Source organism: Streptomyces sp. WAC05374, from assembly GCF_004353505.1.
In the GTDB taxonomy this organism is placed as follows: Bacteria; Actinomycetota; Actinomycetes; order Streptomycetales; family Streptomycetaceae; genus Streptomyces.
Genome location: NZ_SMNQ01000004.1, coordinates 184,922 through 207,480, shown reverse-complemented (window position 1 = coordinate 207,480; position 22,559 = coordinate 184,922). Strand labels below are relative to the sequence as shown.

Below are 22,559 nucleotides of genomic sequence, written 5' to 3'. Positions count from 1 at the left end.
GGTCTCGGCCCATGCCCACCTTCTCTGCACCCGACGGGACCACGCTCGCCTACCGCCTCCGGGGTGAGGGCCCTCCACTGATCTGCCTCCCGGGCGGGCCGATGCAGGCCGCCGCGTACCTCGGCAACCTCGGCGGTCTGTCCGCGCACCGGCGGCTGGTCATGCCGGACCTCCGGGGCACCGGCCGCTCGGCGGTACCGGACGACCCCGCCTCCTACCGCTGCGACCGGCTCGTCGACGACGTGGAGGCACTCCGCGCGCACCTGGGCCTGGAGCGCATGGACCTGCTCGCGCACTCCGCCGGCGCCAACCTGGCCGCCCGCTACGCCGAGCGGCACCCCGGACGCGTCGGCAGGCTCGCGCTGATCACGCCCAGCGTCATGGCCGTCGGCGTCACCGTCACCGGGGACCTGCGGCGCGAGACGGCCGAGCTGCGCCGGGACGAGCCGTGGTTCCCGGAGGCGTACGCGGCCCTGGAGGCCATCGTCGCCGGCCGGGCGAGCGCCGAGGCGTGGCGGGCCATCGCCCCCTTCGCCTACGGCCGCTGGGACGATGCCGCCCGGGCCCACCGGGACGCCGAGGACGGGCAGCGCAACGACGAGGCCGCCGCCGTCTTCGGCGGCGAGGGCGCCTTCGACCCGGCCACCACGCGCGCGGCGCTCGCGTCGTTCCGGCGGCCGGTGCTGGTCCTCGCGGGGGAGACCGACCTGAATTCACCCCCTCCCGCGATGGCGGAGGTCGCCGGGGTGTTCCCGGACGCCCGGCTCGTGGTGCAGAAGGGAGCCGGGCACTTCCCGTGGCTCGACGACGCCGGCCGGTTCGTGGAGACCACCGCGGCGTTCCTCGGCTGAGCCGGCCGGCTCACGCGCCGACGGCCGCCGCCGGGGGAGCGGTGGGGTGGCGCAGACCCTCGGCGGCGTCCGACACCCGGCGCAGCAGGTCCAGGAAGACGGCCCGCTCCGCCTCTTCCAGCGGGGCCAGGAGGATGTGGTTCATCCGTGCCGTGCGCGCCGCCAGCCTCGTGTGGACGCGTACGCCCTCGTCGGTGGCGCGCAGCACCGAGCGCCGCCCGTCGCCCGGGTCGCGGACCTTGTCGACCAGGCCGCGGCCGGCCAGCCGGCGGACCACCTCGGCGACGGTGGAGCGGTCGAGGCCGACACGGTCGCCGACGGTGCGCTGGTCCAAACCGCCCTCACCGACGAGGGTGTTGAGGACGGCGAACTGCGGGGAGGTGACCTCTTCGGAGACGACCGTGTTCCACAGCAGGGTGTGCGCCTGCCGGAAGCGCCGGGCCAGATGGCCGGGATGGCGCTCGAGGTCGAGTGCGGGCACGGTTTGTCCCCTCTCCCCGGGTGGTCCCTGATGCGAGTGCCGGCCAGTGTCTCACGGGCCCTCCGTGCCCTGAGGGCCTTGACCGCCCGGTGCGACGGTGCCACGCTGCCGGTTCACGCACCGATGCTCAGTGCACTGAGCTTTTCGGCGGCCCACCGGGGCGTTCTTCGGGAAGGAAGGCGACCGATGGACAAGGTGGTGGCCACGGCGGGCGACGCCGTGGCCGACGTGCACGACGGAGCCTCGCTGGCGGTCGGCGGCTTCGGCCTCAGCGGCGTGCCCGACACGCTGATCCGGGCCGTGCACGCGACCGGGGCCGGCGGCCTCCGGGTGGTCTCCAACAACTGCGGCGCCCTGGACCACGGGCTCGCGGTCCTGCTCGCCGCCGGGCGCCTCGCCCGCGTCACCGGCTCGTACATCGGCTCCAACAAGGAGTTCGCCCGCCAGTACCTCGCGGGCGAGCTGGAGGTGGAGCTGATCCCCCAGGGCACCCTCGCCGAACGGCTGCGGGCGGGCGGCGCGGGCATCCCCGCCTTCTACACCCCGGCCGGCGTCGGCACCCAGGTCGCCGACGGCGGCCTGCCCCGGCGGTACGACGGCCACGGCGGCGTCGCGCTCGCCTCACCGCCCAAGGAGGTCCGCGAGTTCGACGGCGTGCCGTACGTCCTCGAACGCGGCATCCGCACCGACTTCGCCCTGGTGCGCGCCGCCCGGGGCGACCGCCACGGCAACCTGGTCTTCGCCAAGTCCGCCCGCAACTTCAACCCGCTCGCCGCCATGGCGGGACGGATCACCGTCGCCGAGGTCGAGGAACTGGTCGAGCCCGGCGAGATCGACCCCGACCACGTCCACCTGCCCGGCGTCTTCGTGCAGCGGGTCGTCGCCCTCACCCCGGAGCAGGCCGCCGACAAAAGGATCGAGCACCGCACGACCCGTCGCCGTACGCCCGGCCCCACCGGTGAGGAACACCGCTGATGGCCTGGACACGCGACGGGATGGCCGCCCGCGCGGCCGCCGAGCTGCACGACGGCGCGTACGTCAACCTCGGCATCGGCCTGCCCACCCTCATCCCCGGCCATCTCCCCGACGGCGTCCACGTCGTCCTCGCCTCCGAGAACGGCGTCCTCGGCACCGGCCCCTACCCCGACGAGGACGAGGTCGACCCCGACCTCATCAACGCCGGCAAGGAGACCGTCACCGTCCTGCCCGGCGCCTCCTTCTTCGACTCCGCGCTCTCCTTCGCCATGATCCGCGGCGGCCACATCGACATCGCCGTCCTCGGCGCCATGCAGGTCTCCGCCACCGGAGACCTCGCCAACTGGGCCGTCCCCGGCAGGCTCGTCACCGGCATCGGCGGTGCCATGGACCTGGTGCACGGCGCCCGGCGCGTCCTCGTCACCATGACCCACACCGCCAAGGACGGCAGCCCGAAGATCGTGGAGCGGTGCACCCTTCCGCTCACCGGCCGCGCCTGCGTCCACCGGATCATCACCGACCTGGGCGTCCTGGACGTCACCCCCGACGGCCTCGTCCTCGTCGAGACCGCCCCCGGCGTGACCGCCGGCGACATCCGCCGCGCGACCGCCGCACCCGTCCGCACGGCCCCCTGAGCCACGTGGAGTTCACCGGCATGGCCCCCACCGGCGCCGACCCCTCCGCCACCGTCCCGGCCGCCGCCAGTCAGGCCCAAGTGGACGTCCGCATCGTCCGGCAGCGCGACGCGCACGAGAAGACCGTCGCCGACGGTGCCCGGCGCGCCCACCACCCGGCGCGCGACTACCCGCCGTACCGTTCCACCCTGCTGCGCCCCCCCTGGCTGCCGCTCGTCGCCGTCGCCACCGCCCGCGACCCGGAGGCCGTCGAACTGGCCGCGCCCGCCTTCGGCCCCACCGACGTCACGGAACTCGACAACGACCTGACCCGGCAGCACCCGGGCGAGCCGCTCGGCGAGCGCATCACCATCACCGGGCGCGTCCTGGACCGCGCCGGCCGCCCGGTACGCGGCCAGCTCGTCGAGGTGTGGCAGGCCAACGCCTCCGGCCGGTACGCCCACCGGCGCGACCGGCATCCCGCCCCCCTCGGCCGCCGCCCGCCGCGCCCCGGCCCACGCGGCCGTCCTGTACGGCTCGGTCGCCGCCGGGGACGATCGGCCTCCGGGGGCCTGGCACGCCGAGCGGGAGCCGCTGCGGGACCCGCTGCGGCTCACCGGCGGCGCCGCGCACCACGCCGCCCGCCTCGCCCGGGGGCTGCGCGTCCACCCGGACCGCATGCGCGCCGGCCTGGACCTCACCGGCGGGCTGATCGTCTCCGAGCGCCTGCGGGCCCGCTTCCCGCGGGAGCACCTGGCGAGGGCGGCCGAGGAGGTCCGCGCCACCGGCACGCCCCTCGCCGGTGTCCTCGGCGTACCGCCCGGGCTGACCGACCCCGCCCGCTACACCGGCGCGGCGGCGCGGCTCACCGACCGTGCCCTGGAACGCCGGTGAACCGCCCCCGCCCGCCGGCCCGCGGCGCTACGACGGCGACGAGTCCCGCACCGCCCGGGCGGCCTCGGCCACGGCGGTGGCCACGAACGTCTCGGCGGCCGGCTTGTCGATGCCGAGGCGGGTGAGGAGCCCGTCACCGTCCTCGAACTCCAGCAGGGCGAGCAGGATGTGCTCGGTGCCGACGTGGTGGTGCCCCAGCCGCAGGGCCTCGCGGAAGGTGAGCTCCAGGACCTTCTTGGCCCGGGCGTCGAAGGGGACGAGGTCGGGCACGGCGTCCGCCGTCGGCGGCAGGGCGGCGGCCGCCTCCCGCCGGACGGTGTCCAGCAGCACCCCCTGCGCGGTGACGGCCCGGGCGGCGAGGCCGTCGGGCTCGTGCAGCAGCCCGAGCACCAGGTGCTCGGTGCGGATCTCGTCGTTCTGTGCCGCGTGGGCCTCGTTCTGCGCGGCCATCACGACGTTGCGGGCGCGCGGGGTGAAGCGGCTGAAGCCCTGGGAGGGGTCCAGGTCCGACGGCTCGCCGGCCTTGGGCACGAAACGCTTCTGCGCGGCCTGCCGGGTCACGCCCATGCTCCGGCCGATGTCCGTCCAGGAGGCGCCCGAGCGCCTGGCCTGGTCGACGAAGTGGCCTATCAGGTGATCCGCCAGCTCTCCCAGGTGGTCGGCGGCGATCACGGCGCCGGAGAGCTGGTCGAGGGTGTCGGTGTGCGTCTTCTTGATCGCTTCGATCAGGTCGTCGAGGCGGACGGGGTGCGTCATGCCGACTGGTTGCGTCATGTGTCAACCGTAGGTTGACAAGGCGGGTGCGTCAACCGCGAGTTGACACCCCGTCGGTCCCCCTACGGAACCGCGTCCAGGGGCAGCAGCTCGCCGCCGACCGGCAGGCCCTCCACCCGCCGGTTGTCGACGACCACCAGCTCGTGGGGGTGCCTGCGGCCGCGCTGCCACTGGCCGCCCGAGAGCCGCACCGTGGCGATGCGGGGCGCGGGGCCGGACGTCCAGTCGAGCGGGCCGGCGACGGTGTCCAGCCGGGTCGCCCCGAGCGCGGCGGCGACCGATGCGGGTGCCGCGGGGTCCCCGGCGGTGGCCAGGGCGTGCGCGGCCACCTCGAACAGGGCGTACGCCAGCCCCAGCGGCTGGAGCCACTGGTTGCCCGTCACCCGCTCGTAGCCCTCGGCCAGTTCGGCGGCGGTCGTGCCGTCCAGGGAGGAGCGGTAGGGATGGGACGGGGTCCAGTAGACGAGCGTCGCCACGTTCGCCTGCGGCACCTCCCCGCCGGGCGCGGTGGTGGCGGGCGGATAGGCCAGCCATCGCGAGCAGGTGAGCAGGCGCAGGCGCAGGCCCTGCCGGGCGGCCTCCCGGCGGAACAGGCCGAGGTCCGCCCCCGTCGCGGCGCTCGTCACCACGTCCACGCCCGCCTCGCGGAACGCCGCCACGTGCCCGGCCGGCGCGGTGGCCGGCTCCCGGTACCCGCCCGGGTCCACGAGGCGGTGCCCACGCGCGCGTGCCGCGGGAAGGAACCCGTGCACGGGGTGGCGGGACCAGGTGCCCTGCGGGCCGTCGTTCCACAGGCACCCCACCCCGCGGCCCGTACCGCCCGCCGCCTCCCACAGGTCGGCGAAGGTCTCGGCGATGTCGTCGAGCCCCCAGCAGAAGTGGTACGCCCAGCGCCGCGGACCACCCCCGTGGTGGTACACCTGCCACGGGAAGGTGCTCGACAGGCACGGCACCCCCGCCTCCTCGCAGGCGTCGGCCACCGCCGGCAGCACCCGCGTACCCGCCAGGGTGAGCACGATCCGCGCCCGCTCCACCTCCACCAGCTCCCGTACCGCCCGCCGCGCGCCCGCCGCGTCGGAGCGGCTGTCGCGGCCCACCAGCCGCAGCCGCCCGCCCAGTGCCGCCGCCGCCCGGTCCATGGCGTACGCCAGCGGGTCGCCCAGTCGTGCCAGCCGGCCCGTGCGGGCGATCACCACGCCCACGGTCGGAGCCTGTCCTGCCTCACCGTGTCTCCGGTCCATGCCCCGGACAACGCACGGGCGGAGCAGGTGTCACGCCCGGCCGTGCCCCCGGTGCCGCCGGCGCCGCCCGGGCACCCGTCACTCGACGGTGAGCACCAGCTTGCCGGCCGTCCGGCCCGTGTCCCCCAGCTCGTGCGCCCTGGCCGCGTCCGCCAGCGGGAACGTCCCCGCGATCGCCGCGCGCAGCCTGCCCTCCTCGGCGAGCCGGGCGATCGCGTTCATGCCCGCGTGGTCGGCCTCGACGAGCAGCAGCTCCGTACGGACACCGAACCGCTGTGCCCGCTCGGCCAGTTCCCGGCCGCCCGCCGGCAGGATGGACACCAGCAGGCCGCCCCGGCGCAGCGTGCGCAGCGAACGGGCGCGGTAGTCGTCGTCGCCGATGGTGTCCAGGACGACGTCGACCCCGCTGACCGCTTCGGCGAAGTCCGTCTCCCGGTAGTCGATCACCTCGTCGGCGCCCAGGTCCCGGAGGAACGCGTGCTTGCCCGCGCTGGCCGTGCCGATCACGTACGCCCCGCGGGCCTTGGCGATCTGCACGGCCAGGTGCCCCACGCCACCGGCCGCCGCGTGGATCAGCACCCGCTGCCCGGCCTCCACGCGGGCGGTGTCGACCAGGGCCTGCCAGGCGGTCAGCGCGGCCAGCGGCAGGGCGCCCGCCTGGACGTGGTCGATGGCGGGCGGCTTGCGGGCGAAGGCGCGGGCGGGGCCGGTGACGTACTCGGCGTGGGAGCCGGCGCCGTACGGGTAGGGCAGCATCCCGAAGACCTCGTCGCCGGGCCTGAAGAGCGTGACGCCCATGCCGACGGCCTCCACCACGCCGGAGACGTCCCATCCGAGGACGTAGGGCGGCTCGCCCAGGAAGAGCGGGGCGGCGCGGTGCTTCCAGTCCGTGGGGTTCACCCCGGCGGCGCGGACCCGGACCAGCACCTGGCTGGGGCCCGGCTCCGGGCGGGGGAGCTCCACCTCCTTCAGCACCTCGGGCCCGCCGAAGGTGTCCTGGCTGATCGCGCGCATGGTGGTCGTCGTGCTCGTCGTCGTTGTCATGCGCTCCACCCTGCCGGGGCGGGGGCCCGGGAAAAATGGCCAGATTGCCATTATCCGATAGGATCGTGCCATGCAGCGTGTGGTCGTCCTCGCCCTCGACGGCGTGTATCCCTTCGAACTCGGCATCCCCAACCGCGTCTTCGGCTCGGCGGACGGCCGCTACGAGGTGCTCACCTGCTCCGCCGACGGGCGCCCGGTGCGCACCGGCTCCGACTTCTCGATCACCGTCGAGCACGGCCCGGAGGCGCTGGCCACCGCCGACACCGTGGTCATCCCGCCCTACGACATGAAGGCGGCCGCCGCCGAGCTGCCCGGGCCGGTCGCCGGCGCGCTGGCACTGATCAGGCCGGGCACCCGGATCGTCTCCATCTGCACCGGCGCCTTCCTGCTCGCGGCGGCCGGGCTGCTCGAGGGCAGGACCGCCACCACGCACTGGGCGCTGGTCCCGCTCTTCCGGAGGCTGTTCCCGCACGTGACCCTCGACCCCGACGTGCTCTTCGTCGACGACGGGACCGTCCTCACCTCGGCGGGCGCCGGCTCCGGCGTGGACGTCTGCCTGCACATCGTGCGCGAGGACCACGGCACCGAGGTCGCCAACCAGGTGGCCAGGCTGTGCGTGGTGCCGCCCTGGCGGGACGGCGGCCAGGCCCAGTACATCGAGCAGCCGGTGCCGGAGACGTCGGCGAACGGGACGGGCGCCACCCGGCAGTGGGCCCTCGGGAACCTGCACCTGCCGCTGACGCTCGCCGACCTCGCGGACCACGCCCGGATGAGCGCGCGCACCTTCGCCCGCCGCTTCGGCGACGAGGTGGGCATGAGCCCGGGACGGTGGCTCATCCAGCAACGGGTCGCCCGCGCCCGGCACTTGCTGGAGTCCACCGACCTGTCGGTGGACCGCGTCGCGAGCGAGGTCGGCTTCGCGACCGCCACCTCCCTGCGCCAGCACCTGCACGCCGCGATCGGCGTCTCCCCGCTGGCGTACCGGCGCACCTTCCAGGCCGCCGGGCGCGACCTCACCCGGGCGCGTGCGTGACCGTCACCCCGGGGGCGAACGTGATCCGGGTGAGCGCCCCGTCACCCGCCCACCGCACCTCCACCGCCTCCGCGCGGACGCGCTCCACCACCGCCACCCCCGCCAGGGGGCCGGCGTCCCCCGCGCCCGTCAGGGACGCCAGCGCCACCAGCACCACCGTGCCGCCCTCCGGCACGGTGACGCTCAGCCGGGGCAGCACCGCCCAGCGCGTGAACGCCGTGCCCTGCGGGGCGCGCACCTCCTCGGCGGGCCCCTCCCACCCGTACAGGCCGTGCAGCCGCGAGACCAACGGCTCCTCCGGCCCCGTCGCCCACCCCGACAGGCGCACCCGCGCCCCGGGCACCAGACCCACCAGCCGGTGCGCGCGCAGCTCGTGGCGGCCCCGCGCCACCGTGACGCTCTCCGCCCGCAGCCCCGGCACCACCGGCGCCCCGCCCGGGAACACCGGCCGGTGCCAGGAGGCCGCCCACCCCCAGCCGTCACCGTGCCCCGCGCCCAGCGGCCGGATCCGGCAGCGCTCCGACGCCACCGCGCCCACCTCCACGGACACGTGGTTGTCGGGCGCGTTCGCGGCGGACGTCGGCCCCGTCCGGGTCGAGTAGGCGAACCGCCCGTACAGCACGTCCCGCGCGTCCGGCGAGTCGCCGCCGGCCGGGTGCACCGCGTCGCTGCCGTGGTTGTGCAGCCGCGCCACCCCGTCCGCGCCGGTGACCTGGACCAGCAGCCCCGGCGCGGGCAGCGCCAGCACCCGGTCGCCGCGCTCGGCGGGCGCCGCCTCCTCCCGGGCCGTCCACAGCGGATCTTCCGGCGGGACCAGCAGCGCCACGAACGCCTTGGACGCCCAGTACGGCGACGCGGGGCCCGAGTACGACTGGAGCGTCGCCTCGTGCGGCCCGTGCCAGCCGGGCGTCAGCAGCCCGTCGCGGGCGTCCACCGCGCCCCGGTCCAGGAAGTACCGCAGGCACCCGCTCAGCAGCCGCCGCGAGACGCCGGGCGCCAGCGGGGTGTACCCCGTCAGCGCGCCCACCCCCACCGCCGCCCCCGCCGCGAACCGGTACGTCAGCGACCGCCCGAAGTGCACCGGCGCCCCATCACCGCCGAACAGCAGCGAGAACCCCTCCAGGTGCTCGCGCAGCCGCGGCCCGTACACCTCCAGCAGCGCCCGGTCGCCCGCCAGACGGGCGTGCAGCAGCGGATAGAGGTGCAGTGCCCAGCCGTTGTAGTGATCGAACGCCCTGCCGTCCCCGTCCGCGTACCAGCCGTCGCCCCGGTACCAGCCCTCCAGCAGCTCCAGGCCCCGCTCGACCGCCCGGGCCGTGTGACGGTCACCGCGCCCCACCGACTCCAGGAACCCGGCGACGGTGAGCGGGAAGAGGTACCAGTTGTTGGGCGCGGGCGTGTGCCGCAGCGCGCCCCGCAGCCACCGCTCGGCCCGGTCCCGCACGCCGTCGTCGAGGCGGTCCCACAGCCACGGGCGGGTCAGCCGCAGGCCCAGCGCCACGGACGCCGACTCCACCATCGGCTGGCCGCCCACGGGGTGGTCGCGGACCGGCGGCCACGACTCGGCGTCGTCGCGGCCGGGCGTGCGCGTCCCGGCGGCCAGCCCGTCCGCGTACCGGCCGAGCAGCCCGTACGGGTCCTCGCCGGCAGCGCCCGCGACCCGGAAGGCGGCGGCCAGGAACGTCCGCGCGTACCCCTCCAGGCCGTCGGAGCGCACCCCGGAGCGCGACGGCCGTCCCGGCAGGTCCAGCAGCGCCCCGCCGGGCGTGGCCCACCGCCAGGCGGCCCGCACCAGGCCGTCGGCCGTCGCCTCCCAGTGGGCGCGGGTGAAGCCGGTGTACGGACTCAGCCCCCGGTCCTCGGGCGGCAGCCGGAGGTCACCGCTCATGCCGGGTGCACCCGCCTCCCGCGTCGTACGGGACGGACGAACCCGGGGGCGGGCGGCGGCTGGTGGACGTGCGCGGGCGGCATCGCATCCCTCCCGGTCGTCGGCGCGGCGCCGACCCCCGCATGGTGATCGACGCGCGCCCGTCCGGTCAAACGATCAAACGATCAGCGGAGCTTCGCCGCCAGCTCGGCGATCGCGTCCGGGCCGACCCGGCAGCAGCCGCCGATCAGCCGCGCCCCGGCCTGCCGCCAGGTGCGCGCCCGCCCCGCCCTGAACGCCGGACGGCCGCGCCAGGCACGGGCCGCCGCGTCCCACTCCTCGCCGCTGTTCGGGTACACCACCACCGGCTTGCCCGTGACACGGGCCGCGACCGGGACCGCGCGGTCCGCGTCGCCGGGCGTACAGCAGTTCACCCCGACGGCGACGATCTCGTCCGACGCGGCCGCCACCGCGAACGCCTCCTCCAGCGGCTGGCCGGCGCGTGTGCGGTCACCGGCGACGGTGTACGACAGCCACGCCGGCACGCCCAGCCCGCGCACCGCGCGCACCAGGGCCCGCGCCTCGTCCGCGTCCGGCACGGTCTCCAGCGCCAGGACGTCCGGTCGCGCGGCGGCCAGCACCTCCAGCCGGGGCCGGTGGAACCGCTCCAGCTCGTCCACGCCCAGCCCGTAGCGGCCCCGGTACTCCGACCCGTCGGCCAGCATCGCGCCGTACGGCCCGGCGGACGCGGCCACCCACAGCGGCCGCCCGGGCGCCTTCGCCTCCGCCCGCCGGGCCGCCTCCCGCCCCAGCTCCACGCTGAGCGCCAGGAGTTCGGCCGCCCGGTCGTGCCCGACGCCCCGGCGGGCGAACCCCTCGAAGGTGGCCTGGTAGCTCGACGTGGTCGCGACGCTCGCACCGGCCTCGTAGTAGGCGAGGTGCGCCGCGACGAGGGCCTCGGGCCGGTCCGCCAGCAGCCGCGCCGACCACAGCTCGTCGCCCAGGTCGTGCCCGGCGGCCTCCAACTGGTTGGACAGCCCGCCGTCGAGGACGAGGGGAGCGGCCGAGGTGGTGAGCGCCTCGGTGAAGGCGGGGGCTGCGGCGCTGGTCATGGGGGCGAAGCTAGTCCACCGCGTCCGGGCATGCGGAACGAATCACCGGGTAGCAGCGCTCCCACGCGGACAACCGGCGCTTGTCGTCACGAAGGAGAACCACCGTGCTGATGGCTCACCCCGCCGTCCTGAACAACCTGGTCGAGCAGTACGAGACCCTGCGGCTCCTGCACGCCGAGGAGGGCGCGCCCGAGGTCCGGGAGCGCATGGAGGAGCTGGCCCGCACGCTGTGCGTCGCCACGGGCACCGCGGACGTGGAGGTGGCCCTCGTGGCCGCCCAGCACAGGCTGCCCGGTGCCCGGCCGGAGGACGACTCCCTGCTCACCGCCTGACACGCGCCGGCCCGGGCCGCCCGCGACCGGCGAGCGGCCCCGCCCCGGCCTGGCGCTGCCCCCGGGGCCGTACCGGTGCGCCACCTCACCCGGTGGTTCACCCAGGTCTACGGCACCACGCCCGGGGCGTACGCACGGGCCGCCGCGCACTCGTCCCGGAGCGCCGCCAGCGCCGGCCAGGGGCTGCGCGGGGGGAACACGCGGGCCGGCACGGAGCCGGGTCCCATGACCGCATAGTGGACCGGCAGATAGGACAGGCCGCCCCACGGCTCCACCGTGTGCGCCCGCGCCAGCACCGCGCCGCAGCGGCCGCAGCCGATCCATGGCACGAGGACGTGGTCCGCGCCCGGCGAGGGCAGCGGCCGGGCGTCCGGGTGCTCGATCAGCCGCAACCGGGCGCCGTCACCGTCGCCCGAAGCGACCGCGGCGCAGCACAGCAGCCGGTGCGTCAGCTCGTCGCCCATGCCCCAGGCCTGCACCAGCACCGCGATCTCGGCCAGCGTCGTCTCGCTGATCACCACCCGGTGGGTCTGGAGACCGGACACGAGCGCGTCGAGACCGGCCTCCTGTTCCCCGGTGTTCCAGCAGTCCCTGACCCGGGTCGCCGCCGGCTCCGGCAACAGGGCCGCGAAGCGATACCAGAGAGTAACTTCATCGATCACCCGCGAAGGCTACCGGGTGAAGGGCGCGGACTAGCCCTCCACGACGCCGAGCTGCCGCATCAGCCCGAGGTCGTCCACGTTCCACCAACTCTCCGCGATCTTGCCGCCCTTGCAGCGGAAGGTCGCGTGACCGGTGCCGGACACATCCCGGTCGGTGGCCTCGATGCCCTTGTACGTGCCCACGTGGCGGCCCTTGAAGGACATGCGCAGGCACACCAGGTCGCCCTCGGCGACGAGCCCCTCGATGGTGCACGTCGGCCGGAACGCCTGCATGATCTCCCGGTTCTCCGCCTTGGCGGTCTCCAGGTCCACGTCGTACGACGTGAGCGAGGGGTCGTGCTCCCGGTAGTCGCCGGTGCACATCGTGTCGGCGGCGTCGACGTTCCCCTGGTTGATCACCTCGTCCACGAACCTCTGGACGACGAGCTTGTTGAGCTGCTCGTCCCGGACGACGTCCAGGTCCGTGAAGGTGGGTTCACCGTCGCAGAGCTCCACCATCTCCCGGAAGATCCGGTTGGTCTCGGGGAGCTTCGAGTTCTCCATCGCCTCCTCGTACGAGGGGAATTCCACGATCTCCAGCACGTGCGTGGAGTCCGAACGGTCCCGGCCCATCAACGCGTGCGTGGCCGTCCGCTTGCCCTGAGTCGCCTCGGCCCAGTTGTCGAGCAACCGGTTCATCTCGTCGACCCGGTCGGTCTTGCAGTCGATGATCTGGACGAATGTCATGATTCCTCCCGGCATAGGGGAACGACTGCGCCGTTTTCAGCGTATGACGCACAGCCGGACCCGGCGCGGGGGATCACCGGGAGGGCGTGGCCGGTCCGTTCAGGGCCGTGGCGAGCTGGGCGCGGGAGCGGACGTCGAGCTTCTGGTAGATCCGGGTCAGCCGGGCCTCGACCGTCTTCACGCTCAGGTACAGCTTCGCGGCCGCCTCCTGGTTGCTCGCGCCCTCCCCGACGAGCCTGGCCAGCCTCAGCTCGGCCTCCGTCAGCCGGGACAGGGCGCTTCCCGCCGCCGGGGCCGGGGCGGAATCGGCGGGGGACGGGCTCTCGGCGGTCAGCCCCAGCCAGGGCACCGCGCCCGCCCGCTCGAAGACGGCCGCGGCCGCCTGCATCGCCGCCTGCGCGGCCGACCGCCTGCGCCGCCGCCGCTCCACCCGCGCCAGGGCGATCAGGCAGCGCCCCTGCTCCAGGACCAGCCCGTGCGCGGCGAACCGGTCGGCCGTCCCGACGAGCAGATCGACCGCCTCATCGGTCTTCCCGCCCGCCGCCAGGCACAGCGCGTACACCCGGTCGCACCCCAGCAGCACCGTGCCGCGGCCCAGCCGCTCCGCCACCGGCCCCACATCGGCGAGCAGCGCCTGCGCCTCGTCCACGGCGTCACTCGCCAGCAGGGCCTCGGCCAGCTCCTCGTGCCAGCGCAGCATGGACGGGTCGACCGTGCACTGGGCGCTCTCCCCGTCCCGCACCCGCCGCAGCGTCTCCAGCGCGCCCGCCACGTCCCCCGTGACGAGCTGCACCCGGCCGAGCGCGTACAGGCTGCGCGAGAGGAAGACGTGGTCGCCCTCCTCCTCCGACGCCCGCACGCTGCGCCGCGCGTACCCGGCCGCCCGGGCGAAGCTGCCGCCCGCCGTCTCGGCCAGCGCCAGCGCGTACCACGCGGGCCCCGGAGACAGGCCCGCCTCCAGCGTCAGGGCGAGCGACCGCCCGGCGTGCGCCAGGGCCGCCCCGCACTGGCCGCGCCGGGCCTCGACCTCCGCGAGGGTGCGGAACAGCTCGATCGCGTCCTCGACCGGGCCGCGCCGTTCGACCAGCGGCAGCAGGGCGTAGAGCTGGTCACGGGCCTCGGCGAGCCGGTCGTCGAACAGGGCATGACGGATCGTCAGGATCTGGGCGGCGTTGTGGACGCCCAGCGGCCGGTCGGTCATCTCCAGGGCACGCGCCTCCGCCAGCGTGCGCTCGGCGTCCGGCGACCCGAGCACCCGGTCCATCCTGGCCTGCTGGGTCAGCGCCCGCGCGGCGGTGTGCCGGTCGCCCACCGACATGGCGAGGGCGGCGGACTCGACCGCGGCGGCCCGGGAGCGCACCGGATCGCCGTCCGCGAGGACGTACTTCACCCCCAGCCTGAGCTGGACGGCGGCCCGCAGCGCGGGCTCGCCCTCGGAGTCCTCCATGGCGTGCACATAGATCTCGTCCAGGTCGGTCAGCCCCTGCCCCGCCGTGTCCAGCACGGCCAGCCGCGCCCGCACCCGGTCGGCGGGCGTGGCGTCCCGGGCGAGCAGATCGGCCGCGGCGCGCATCGCGAGATCGGCGCGGGCCGCCCGCGCGGCCTCCTCGGCGGCGTCCACCAGCCGCTCCAGCCGGCGGCGCCCCAGGCTCGCGGGCGTGGTCTCGGCGGCGAGCAGCGCCAGTTCGGCGGCGAGCGCGCTGTTGCCGCGCCGGCGCGCCGTGTCGGCCGCCTCGGCGACCTCCGCCGCCAGGTCCTCGTCCGGGACGTCGTTGGCCAGCGCCCGGTGCCGCACCACCTCCACCGGGTCGTCCGCGACCTCGGCGAGCGCGGCGTGGCCCTTGCTGCGCTCGGTCCAGCAGGTGTCGTGGACCAGCGTGGACGGCAGCAGCCCGGCCGCGAACGCGACCGTCCCGTCCTCGGTCAGCGATATCAGCCCCGCCCGCTCCGCCGCGGCCAGCTCCGCCTCGGCCGTGGGCCGGCCCGCCCGGCGCAGCAGCGCGGTGGTCGGGCGCAGCGCCAGCGCCGCGAGCAGCAGCGTCGCCCGTACGGGGGCGGAGGCCGGCGCCAGCATCCGGCGGGCCACGTCCCGGGCCCGCCCCGACAGGGGCAGCGCCTCGGCGTGGTGCACCGGCGTCCGGGAGTCGGCCAGGGACCGGCCGACGGCCAGCGCGAGGCGCGGGTTGCCGCCGCTGGCGCGGTGGATGCGGCCCGCGAGTCTGGACGGCAGCCGGTGGTGGACGAGCAACTCGGCCATCTCGTCGGCCTGGAGCGGCGGCACCAGCAGCACGTCCGCCTCGGACGCCACCCACAGCGGCATGGGCGCGCCCCCGCTGTCGGCCCCGCCGCCGGTGTACGGCGCCGGGGTCTCCACGGCGACGACCCGCAGCGCGGGCGGCGCCAGGTGGAGGGCGAAGCGCAGCAGGTCCGCGCTGTCGGCGTCGATCCGCTGGGCGTCGTCGACGACGAGGAGGACCGGGGTCCGTTCGGCCAGGGTGCGCAGGATGCCGGCGATGGCGAGCCGCAGGGCGATGGGGTCCCAGCCGACGGCCGGCGCGGCGGACTCGCGGCACAGCACCGAGACGGCGTCCCGCTGCGGGCCCGGCAGGCCGTCGAGCGCGAAGGCGGGCACGGAGGCGACGAGCGCGGCCGCCGCCGCCCCGGGCATGTCGCGGTCGGCGGGCTGCGGCGCGAGCCACACGACCGTCTCCCCGCGCGCCGACGCCTGCTCGGCGGCGGCGTGGGCGACCTCCGTCTTGCCGACCCCGGGCGGCCCGGTGAGCAGGGCGCGCCCGCGGGCGTGCAGGACGCGCTCGAGGCGGGCCAGCAGCTCGGCCCGCCCGACCGGGGCGGCCCGGTCGCTCTGGCCGGGGCCGTAGGCCGGCGGGCCGTAGGGCGCGGGGGCGCCCGGCGTGGCGGCGTACGGAGCCGATCTCACCTGCGACCACCACCCTCCGGCGCGCGGACCCCCTGTCCACGGACCCCCTGCCCGTGATCTGTCTCGCGAGCGCAGCATACGAACTCGGCCACGGGAGTCCAGGTGTCCTGTCCGGTATGTGGACGAACACACAAGCGGGCGTGCCCGCGGCGAAGTGCCGCGAACACGCCCTGACCTGCGATGATGCTGATCCGGCCGCCTTACGGGAAGGTCAGGCCCCAGGAGTCGATGTAGCCGGTGTCACCCGACGCCACGTCCCGGACCTGGAGCTTCCAGGTGCCGTTCGCGACCTCGGCGGAGGCGTCGACCGTGTAGGTGGCCAGGACGTTGTCGGCCGAGTCGTTGCTGCTGGAGTTCTTCAGCCGGTAGAGGCTGCCGTCCGGGGCGACCAGGTCGATGACCAGGTCGCCGCGCCAGGTGTGCTTGATGTCCACGTCGACCTTGAGGGCGGCGGGGGCGTTGCCGGTGCGGCCGGTGACGGCGAGGGACGACGACACGGTGGCGTTGTCCGAGATCGTCACGTTTGTGGCGTTGGTGAACACCGCTCCGGTACCGGGGGTGGTGGTACCGGTCACGGCGTTCACGGTCTTGGTGGCGTCCGCGATGCCGGAGCCGCAGCCGCCGGTGCAGGTGCCGGGCAGCGGGCGGGCGTTGGCCTTGATCGCGGCCTCGATCTCCGCCGGGGTCAGCGTCGACTTGGCGGACTTCAGCAGCGCGGCGAGCCCGGCGATGTGCGGGGCGGCCATCGAAGTGCCCTGGTAGGGCTTGTAGTTCTCCAGCGACGGGGTCGTGGTGCCGGAGTTCAGCGTGGAGAGGATGCCGTTCTCGGGGGTGGTGACGGTGCCGGGCGTGTCGGTGGCGCGGCGGGTCTCACCGCCCGGGGCCGAGACGTCGATGATGGAGCCGTAGTTCGAGTAGTACGAACGGTTGCCCTCACGGCTGGTGGACGCCACGTTGATGACGTTCGCGCAGTTGGCGGGCGTGAAACCGGACGCGTTGGCGTTGCTGTTGCCCGCCGCGACGACGACGGTCGCCCCCCGCGCGACCGCCCCGTCGATGGCGTTCTTGTACACGGTCGGGCAGGTCGAGCTGGCGCCGCCGAGGCTCATGTTGATGACCTTGGCCGGGTTCGGGTTCGCCGGGACGCCCGGGACGGTGCCGCCGGACGCCCATGTGATCGCGTCGGCGATGTCCGAGGACGAGCCGCCGCACTTGCCGAGCACGCGCACGTGCTGGACCTTGGCCCCGTACGCGATGCCCGCGACGCCCTTGGCGTTGTGGGTGGTCGCCGCGATGGTGCCCGCGACGTGCGTGCCGTGCCAGGAGGAGTTGCTCGCCCGGGAGCCGGTGCCGCACTCGCCGTCGGTGGCGTTCCAGTCGCCCTCGTCCGCCGGGTTGGCGTCGCGGCCGTTGCCGTCGCGGGCGTCGGCGGAGCTGGAGATGAAGTCGTAGCCCGAGACGGTGTTCCCGCTCAGGTCGCTGTGCGCCGCGTAGCCGGTGTCGATGACGGCGACGGTGACGCCGCTGCCGGTGGTCTTGTCCCAGGCGCCGGGCACGTTCATGCCGCCGGTGGCCTCGAAGAGGTCCCACTGCTTGGCGTACTCGGTGTCGTTGGGGGTGACGGCCATCGCGTAGGCGCGGATGTCGGCCTCCACGGAGGCGACCTGCGGGTCGGCACGGAAGGCGTCCATGACCTCCGTGACGTCCTGCTTGGTGGCGTCCGCGCCGAGGTCGACCAGCGCGGCGCCGCCGGCCAGGCGCCGCTCGAAGCTCAGCTTCTCGCCCGTCTCGGTGGCCTTCGCCGCGGCGTCGCTCTTGGCGGCGGCGTTCGACGTGGCCTCGGCGGTACGGGACTTGTAGGTGACGATGACCTTGTCCACGGGCGCGCTGGGCAGCGCGGCCGGGGTCATGGCCTGCGAAGCCGGGGCAGCCGGCTTCGGGGTGGGGGTGGCCTCTGCGGCGAGGGCCACCGTGGAGGTGGCGGTCACGCCGAGGATCGTGGCGCTCGCCGCCACGACGGATATGAGTCTCCGCCTGGAACCGTTCAAGGTGTTCCCTTTCAGGGCAGCTCCGGCGACTCCCGGAGCGGCTGACGGTGCAGGGCGCGACGGGCGGCGGGCGCGTGGGGACCGCGGGCGTGCCGTGGGGGTGGCACGCCGTGGTCCCCGGGCCGGGTACGCCCACTGCGCCGCCGCCGACGCGACAGCCCCTGGGGCGGGGCCGTCACCGGCGGAACTCAGGGCTTACATGCACCTGACAGCCAGGTGGCTGAGAACCTCCGGTGCGGCAGACAGTAGGGAAACCCGGGATGAAGCCGATACGGGGAAAACCCTTGTCACCCCCGCGAGGGGCAAGGGCGGGGCAGGGGGAGGGCCCCACGCGCCGCCGCACCGGGCCGTGACGGGGCCCTGTGGGGGGGCGGGGGAAAGGCGGTGGGGCGGGGTGGCCTTGCCCGGCCGGTGAGGCGTGGTCGGGGGCGCGGGGCGGCCGAGGGTGGCGCGGCACCGGGCGGCCGGTGGGCCGGTGGGCGTGCGCCGGGCCGGTGGTGAGCCCGAGCCGGGCCGGCGGTGGCGGGTGGCAGGCCCCCGGGGCGGGCCGGGGGAGTGGCTCGTACGCGCCCGAGGCCGCTCTGGCAGGGGCGCCCAGGGCGGTGTGGCGGCGGTGGGTGAGCCCGGGGCCGCGCCGGGCGGGGGCTCCGGACCCGGCCCCACCCGGTCGGTGCTATGCCGACAAGCGGCGCGGCCGCCCCGTGGCCGTGCCGGCGGGGCGTCCGTACCGGAAAAGTCCCGCGGCTCGCGCGGCCCTGCCCCCCAGCCGGGGCCGCGCGAGCCGGCCGCCGTGGACGGGCCACGGCGGGCAGGTGGGTCAGAGGCGGCTCCCGACGCCCGGGAGCGTCCAGGCCGGGGCCACGCCGGTGAGCTGGCAGATCATGAGGTACAGCGGGATGGGCGGGGTGTACGGCGACGTCGTGCCGGGCCGCTGGATCAGCCGGGGCCGCCGGTCGGGGACGCGGGCGTCCACCGCGTAGCAGGACGGCAGCGGCCAGCGCAGATCGGCGTCCGAGCCGGCCGGGACGATCCACCACCACCAGTCCGAGTCGGCGAACACGCACCCGTCACCGGGCAGCCGCGACATCAGCCGGAAGCCGTACCGCGCCGGTACCCCCACCGCGTCACAGCCCAGCGTCGCCGGCAGGGACGGCGGCAGGGCCAGCCGTACCTCGCCGTCGGGGTCGCCGTGCCGGACAGGCCCCCGCCCGCCACGCGCCGACAGCAGCGTGGCCATCGTCCTCAGCACGGCTCCGCCAGGCCGCCGGCGTGCGCCAGCTCCGCCCAGACGACACGCCCGGCCCCGTGGCGCGCGTCATGGGCGCCCCACGCGCTGCTGACCGCGTCGACGAGCAGCAGGCCCCGGCCGCCCTCCTCGGGGGCTGTCCGCCGCAGCCGCGGACCGGCGGCGGGGGAGCCCTCGTCCTGGACGGCCACGCGCAACCGCTCGCCGCAGTCCCGCAGTTCGCAGACCACCCGGCGGCTCGCCGTGTGCACCACGGCGTTGGTGACGAGCTCGGAGACGACCAGCGTCACCGCCTCGCACACCGTGCCGTCCACCTCCCACAGCACCAGCCGTTCCTCGACGAGGTGTCTGGCTCTGGCGACCGACTCCGCGCGCGCGGGAAGCTCGAAGGAGAAGCGGCGGACATCGGCGGTGATCGGCGGTCGTGGGGCGATGAGCCGGGGGGTGAGCGCATTACCAGGAGCCACGACCGATTCCTAACGTGGGGGAGCGGCGCCGTACGTCGCCTCTCCCGTGGCGGAGCGCGGCAGCCGCGTGAACTGGTTCACCAAGTCGTTCACCGGAATACTTTCCTCCCGACGCGGACACTTGGCAAGTGGCACTCTGAAAATTGCAGAGTGTGGTGTTCTCTCTGCCCGCCGCATGGCACACTCATCCAAAAAGCGCGTGGGGAGGTCATCAGTGAGCGAGCCGCGGTCCGCCCCCACCGTGGGACAGGTCGTACTCGGCAAGCGTCTCCAGGACCTGCGGGAACGGGCCGGCCTGAAGCGGGAAGAGGCCGCCAAGGTGCTCCGGGTGGCCCCGGCCACCATCCGCAGGATGGAGACGGCGGAAGTCGCGCTGAAGATCCCCTACGTACAGCTCCTGCTCCAGGCGTACGGGGTGCCCGCCGATGAGGCGGACGCTTTCGTCCGGCTGGCCGAGGACGCCAACAGGCCCGGCTGGTGGCAGCGGTTCCACGACGTCCTGCCGGGCTGGTTCAGCATGTACGTCAGCCTGGAGGGCGCCGCGAGCGTCATCCGGGCCTACGAACCGCAGTTCGTGCCCGGCCTCCTCCAGACCGAGGACTACGCCCGGGCCATCCTGCGCGGCGGCGCCGTCGGCCAGGTCCGGCACGACGACATCGAACGCCATGTGGCCCTGAGGATGGAACGGCAGTCGCTGCTCACCCGCCCCGACGCCCCGAAGTTCTGGGTGATCATGGACGAGACGGTGCTGCGCCGTCCCGTGGGCGGCGGTCCGGCCGTCATGCGGGCGCAGATCGACCGGCTGCTGGAGGCCGCCGAGCTGCCCAACGTCACCCTCCAGGTCGCCGAGTTCGCCACCGGCCACCACCCGGGCACCTACGGGCCGTTCGTCCTCTTCCGCTTCGCCGTGCCCGAACTCCCGGACATGGTCTACAGCGAGTACCTGACCGGCGCGGTCTACCTCGACGCGCGCCCCGAGGTCGCCTCGCACCTCGAGGTCATGGACCGCATGGCGGCGCAGGCCGCCACCGCGCAACGTACGAAGGAAATCCTCAGGGATTTCCGCAAGGAGCTGTGAATGGATAGCGCGAAGCGCATATACAACGGCATGCCCGCCGCCGAGCTCGGGGCGGACGGGTGGCACAAGCCGTGGAGCGGTGGCAACGGCGGCAACTGCATCGAGGCGATGAAGCTGGCGGACGGCCGTGTCGCCGTCCGCCAGTCCGCCGACCCCGACGGGCCCGCGCTCATCTACAGCCACAAGGAGATCGCCGCGTTCATCCAGGGTGCCAAGTCGGGCCAGGCCGACTTCCTGCTCACCTGACCGCGGGCCGGGGCACCAGCGTGACGAGGAAGGTCCTCGCCGGGCCGGTGTTCCCGGCCGAGTCGATCGTGCGGTACTCCACGGTGTGCGTGCCGTACTCGGGGGTCGCGTCGTCCCACGGCACCACGCGCGCGGTGCCGAGTTTGCCGTACACCAGGCCGTCGATCTCCGTGCCGCCCGGGGTGAACCGGAACGGCGCGTCCGCGTCCGTCGGCCAGCCGTAATACGTGTACCAGCCGTCGCCGTCCACCCGGAACTGGCTCACGACGTAGCCGTCCTGGTCGTCACGGGCGGTCAGCCGCATGGTGAACGGGCCGTCGTACACGTACTCCACCGGCCGCCCCGGACGGTGCACCGTGCGCAGCGGCTTCGACAGCGTGTACGAGGCCGAGGCCGCCGTCCCGTCGACCGTCCAGCGCAGCTCCCGGTCCGCGCCCGTGACGCCCGCGATCCGGGCGGTCAGCGTGTGCGTGGTGCCCGGACGCAGCCGCAGCGCGGACAGGTCCAGGTCCCGGTCATTGCCCGGGTTCGCCACGGGCCGGCCGTCCAGCCGCCACTGGACGGCGAGCGTCCGGTCCACCGGGTGCGTGGTGTCGGCGTACACCACCGACCAGGCCCCCACGGGCGCGCCGGTGGCCGTGTGCCCGGTGAACCCGGGCGCCACGGGCACCGGTTCGGTCACCACCGACGTGTCCACCGTCCAGGTGACCGTACGGGTCAGGGCCGCCGAGCCGCGCACCGCCGGGTCCCGCACGAACGGCGTCGGGTCCGTCACCGTCGCCGTCAGCGTGTGCCTGCCGCGCGGCACGTCCAGCCGCCGCAGGTCCAGCGTGCGGGCACCGGCCGCCGACCGCACGGGCCGCCCGTCCAGCCTCCACACGACGTCCAGTTCGCCGCCCAGCGGGTGCAGGGTGTCCACCCACACCGTCCGGTCGGCCCCGATCGGCGCGGCGTCGGGCGTGTGCCCCTGCACCAGGTTCACCTTCGAGGAGATCGCCCGCACCATCACCTCACGGCCGACCTGGTCGAAGGCGTACCCGAGCGTCTTCATGAGCGAATGCCGGCTGGGCCGCCACACGCCCTTGGTGCTGTACAGGCCGCCCTCGTACCGTCCGATGACGCCGCCGGACTCGCTCTCCTCGCCCAGCCAGCGCCACCACTTGGCCCGCCGGTCGCGCATCTGCTCCTCGGTGAGGACCGTGTGGTGCGCCGACGACGGCTCGCCGCCCTGGTGCGTGCCGCCCGGCACGCCCCGCCCGTAGTAGTCGTACTCGTCCTGGAGCCCGCCCAGCGAGTGGCCGATCTCGTGCGGAGTGATCAGCGAGGAGAGGGCGTTTCCGCCGGACGCGGTGGCGTAGGTGCCGCCGGCGCCGCCGTAGGTGTCGCTGTTGGCGAGGGCGACGATCTGCCGGTTGGCGCTCGTCGCACCGGGCACCAGGCCGGCGAGCGCGTTCGCGGCGCCGCTGTCCACGGTCAGCAGCCGCTGCACGCTGCCCGCGTCGCAGCCGTTCCAGAACCCCATCCCGAGGGGCGTGTCGCGGCGCGGGGCGTCCAGGCCCGGGTCGCAGTCGACCCCGGACTCGGCGGAGGGCACCTCGACGGCCCAGACGTTGACGTAGGAGCGGTACGACGCGAACGGCTCGATGCTCCACAGGACGTTGAGGTGCTTGTCGACGTCCGCCCGGAACTCGGGGAGCTGTTCGGCGGTGTAGCCGTCCCCCATGAGGATCAGGTTGAACCGCTTGTCGGCGGGGCCCGTGGTCTGTACGGGGACGACGGTGGCGGTCTCGGTGACAGGGGCGCGTTCGCCGGCGGTGGCCGGTCCGGCGCCCACCAGCGCGGTGGTGAGGAGCGAGGCCGCGCCGATCAGCGCGGCGGCCCGTCCGGGGCGTGAGGCAACCATGGGGCCGGAGCGTACGGTGTGGCCAAC

At 75.1% G+C, this 22,559-nt stretch carries 21 protein-coding genes and 1 pseudogene; 9 read left to right on the top strand and 13 right to left on the bottom strand.

Annotated features, from left to right (window positions below; translation table 11 throughout):
- Window positions 1-11: 11 nt before the first annotated feature.
- On the top strand, window positions 12-851 hold the full coding sequence (locus E2B92_RS11290; RefSeq protein ID WP_126885203.1) for an alpha/beta fold hydrolase: 840 nt from the start codon (window positions 12-14) through the stop codon (window positions 849-851).
- Between the two features lie 10 nt (window positions 852-861).
- Here the strand turns inward: E2B92_RS11290 and E2B92_RS11285 are convergent, their stop codons facing one another.
- Window positions 862-1,332 (bottom strand): MarR family winged helix-turn-helix transcriptional regulator, encoded by a 471-nt coding sequence (locus E2B92_RS11285; protein ID WP_126885204.1) that lies wholly within the window; start codon window positions 1,330-1,332, stop codon window positions 862-864.
- Window positions 1,333-1,518: 186 nt separating this feature from the next.
- On the opposite strand from E2B92_RS11285, the gene E2B92_RS11280 reads away from it, so the two are divergent.
- The 4 genes and pseudogenes from E2B92_RS11280 to E2B92_RS34110 all read left to right on the top strand — a co-directional run bounded on the left by E2B92_RS11280 (window position 1,519) and on the right by E2B92_RS34110 (window position 3,815).
- Window positions 1,519-2,307 carry a CoA transferase subunit A gene (locus E2B92_RS11280; protein ID WP_126885205.1) on the top strand — a complete coding sequence of 263 codons (789 nt, stop codon included), beginning with the start codon at window positions 1,519-1,521 and terminating at the stop codon, window positions 2,305-2,307.
- Entirely contained in the window at window positions 2,307-2,942 is a 636-nt protein-coding gene (locus E2B92_RS11275) for a CoA transferase subunit B (RefSeq protein ID WP_126885206.1), read from the top strand. Before E2B92_RS11280 ends, E2B92_RS11275 begins: the two co-directional genes overlap by 1 nt.
- A gap of 20 nt (window positions 2,943-2,962) precedes the next feature.
- Window positions 2,963-3,412 (top strand): annotated as a pseudogene (locus E2B92_RS32955) (dioxygenase family protein); the annotation flags it as partial.
- A gap of 187 nt (window positions 3,413-3,599) precedes the next feature.
- On the top strand, window positions 3,600-3,815 hold the full coding sequence (locus tag E2B92_RS34110) for a hypothetical protein (protein ID WP_185923585.1): 216 nt from the start codon (window positions 3,600-3,602) through the stop codon (window positions 3,813-3,815).
- 27 nt (window positions 3,816-3,842) lie between these two features.
- Here E2B92_RS34110 and E2B92_RS11265 read toward each other — a convergent pair whose 3' ends face one another.
- The 3 genes from E2B92_RS11265 to E2B92_RS11255 all read right to left on the bottom strand — a co-directional run bounded on the left by E2B92_RS11265 (window position 3,843) and on the right by E2B92_RS11255 (window position 6,874).
- Window positions 3,843-4,589 carry a Clp protease N-terminal domain-containing protein gene (locus E2B92_RS11265; protein WP_126885207.1) on the bottom strand — a complete coding sequence of 249 codons (747 nt, stop codon included), beginning with the start codon at window positions 4,587-4,589 and terminating at the stop codon, window positions 3,843-3,845.
- A gap of 62 nt (window positions 4,590-4,651) precedes the next feature.
- Complete coding sequence (locus tag E2B92_RS11260; protein WP_235023787.1) at window positions 4,652-5,791, bottom strand: ABC transporter substrate-binding protein; 1,140 nt, start codon at window positions 5,789-5,791, stop codon at window positions 4,652-4,654.
- 117 nt (window positions 5,792-5,908) lie between these two features.
- The gene (locus tag E2B92_RS11255) at window positions 5,909-6,874 is read right to left on the bottom strand and encodes an NADP-dependent oxidoreductase (protein ID WP_126885209.1); all 966 of its coding nucleotides are present in this window, start codon (window positions 6,872-6,874) and stop codon (window positions 5,909-5,911) included.
- Between the two features lie 70 nt (window positions 6,875-6,944).
- On the opposite strand from E2B92_RS11255, the gene E2B92_RS11250 reads away from it, so the two are divergent.
- The gene (locus E2B92_RS11250) at window positions 6,945-7,907 is read left to right on the top strand and encodes a GlxA family transcriptional regulator (RefSeq protein ID WP_126885210.1); all 963 of its coding nucleotides are present in this window, start codon (window positions 6,945-6,947) and stop codon (window positions 7,905-7,907) included.
- On the opposite strand, the gene E2B92_RS11245 is transcribed toward E2B92_RS11250, so the two are convergent.
- Both E2B92_RS11245 and mmuM read right to left on the bottom strand, forming a co-directional pair.
- Window positions 7,888-9,795: a DUF2264 domain-containing protein gene (locus E2B92_RS11245; protein ID WP_133087495.1), complete on the bottom strand. Its 1,908-nt coding sequence runs from the start codon at window positions 9,793-9,795 to the stop codon at window positions 7,888-7,890. The genes E2B92_RS11250 and E2B92_RS11245 overlap by 20 nt on opposite strands.
- A 164-nt stretch (window positions 9,796-9,959) precedes the next feature.
- Complete coding sequence (gene mmuM, locus E2B92_RS11240; RefSeq protein ID WP_126888833.1) at window positions 9,960-10,886, bottom strand: homocysteine S-methyltransferase; 927 nt, start codon at window positions 10,884-10,886, stop codon at window positions 9,960-9,962.
- A 104-nt stretch (window positions 10,887-10,990) separates the two neighbouring features.
- Here mmuM and E2B92_RS11235 point away from each other — a divergent pair, with 104 nt between their 5' ends.
- Window positions 10,991-11,218 (top strand): DUF5133 domain-containing protein, encoded by a 228-nt coding sequence (locus E2B92_RS11235; RefSeq protein ID WP_126888834.1) that lies wholly within the window; start codon window positions 10,991-10,993, stop codon window positions 11,216-11,218.
- Window positions 11,219-11,325: 107 nt separating this feature from the next.
- On the opposite strand, the gene E2B92_RS11230 is transcribed toward E2B92_RS11235, so the two are convergent.
- From E2B92_RS11230 to E2B92_RS11200, 6 genes are all read right to left on the bottom strand, one after another.
- Window positions 11,326-11,880 (bottom strand): hypothetical protein, encoded by a 555-nt coding sequence (locus E2B92_RS11230; protein ID WP_126888835.1) that lies wholly within the window; start codon window positions 11,878-11,880, stop codon window positions 11,326-11,328.
- Window positions 11,881-11,910: 30 nt separating this feature from the next.
- On the bottom strand, window positions 11,911-12,606 hold the full coding sequence (locus E2B92_RS11225; protein ID WP_126888836.1) for an ester cyclase: 696 nt from the start codon (window positions 12,604-12,606) through the stop codon (window positions 11,911-11,913).
- A gap of 73 nt (window positions 12,607-12,679) precedes the next feature.
- A complete protein-coding gene (locus E2B92_RS11220) occupies window positions 12,680-15,436 on the bottom strand; it encodes a helix-turn-helix transcriptional regulator (protein WP_312846102.1) in 2,757 nt (918 codons plus the stop codon).
- Between the two features lie 308 nt (window positions 15,437-15,744).
- Entirely contained in the window at window positions 15,745-17,559 is a 1,815-nt protein-coding gene (locus E2B92_RS11215) for a S8 family peptidase (RefSeq protein WP_185923764.1), read from the bottom strand.
- Window positions 17,560-18,409: 850 nt separating this feature from the next.
- Entirely contained in the window at window positions 18,410-18,841 is a 432-nt protein-coding gene (locus E2B92_RS11205) for a hypothetical protein (protein ID WP_126887390.1), read from the bottom strand.
- Window positions 18,835-19,305: an ATP-binding protein gene (locus E2B92_RS11200; protein ID WP_126887389.1), complete on the bottom strand. Its 471-nt coding sequence runs from the start codon at window positions 19,303-19,305 to the stop codon at window positions 18,835-18,837. The genes E2B92_RS11205 and E2B92_RS11200 overlap by 7 nt, the downstream gene beginning before the upstream one ends.
- A gap of 214 nt (window positions 19,306-19,519) precedes the next feature.
- On the opposite strand from E2B92_RS11200, the gene E2B92_RS11195 reads away from it, so the two are divergent.
- Together E2B92_RS11195 and E2B92_RS11190 are read left to right on the top strand one after the other, a co-directional pair.
- Complete coding sequence (locus E2B92_RS11195; RefSeq protein WP_126887388.1) at window positions 19,520-20,383, top strand: helix-turn-helix domain-containing protein; 864 nt, start codon at window positions 19,520-19,522, stop codon at window positions 20,381-20,383.
- The gene (locus tag E2B92_RS11190; RefSeq protein ID WP_126887387.1) at window positions 20,384-20,629 is read left to right on the top strand and encodes a DUF397 domain-containing protein; all 246 of its coding nucleotides are present in this window, start codon (window positions 20,384-20,386) and stop codon (window positions 20,627-20,629) included. It begins immediately after the preceding gene.
- Here the strand turns inward: E2B92_RS11190 and E2B92_RS11185 are convergent.
- On the bottom strand, window positions 20,622-22,532 hold the full coding sequence (locus tag E2B92_RS11185; RefSeq protein ID WP_126887386.1) for a M64 family metallopeptidase: 1,911 nt from the start codon (window positions 22,530-22,532) through the stop codon (window positions 20,622-20,624). The two genes, E2B92_RS11190 and E2B92_RS11185, sit on opposite strands and share 8 nt — an antisense overlap.
- Window positions 22,533-22,559 lie beyond the last annotated feature (27 nt).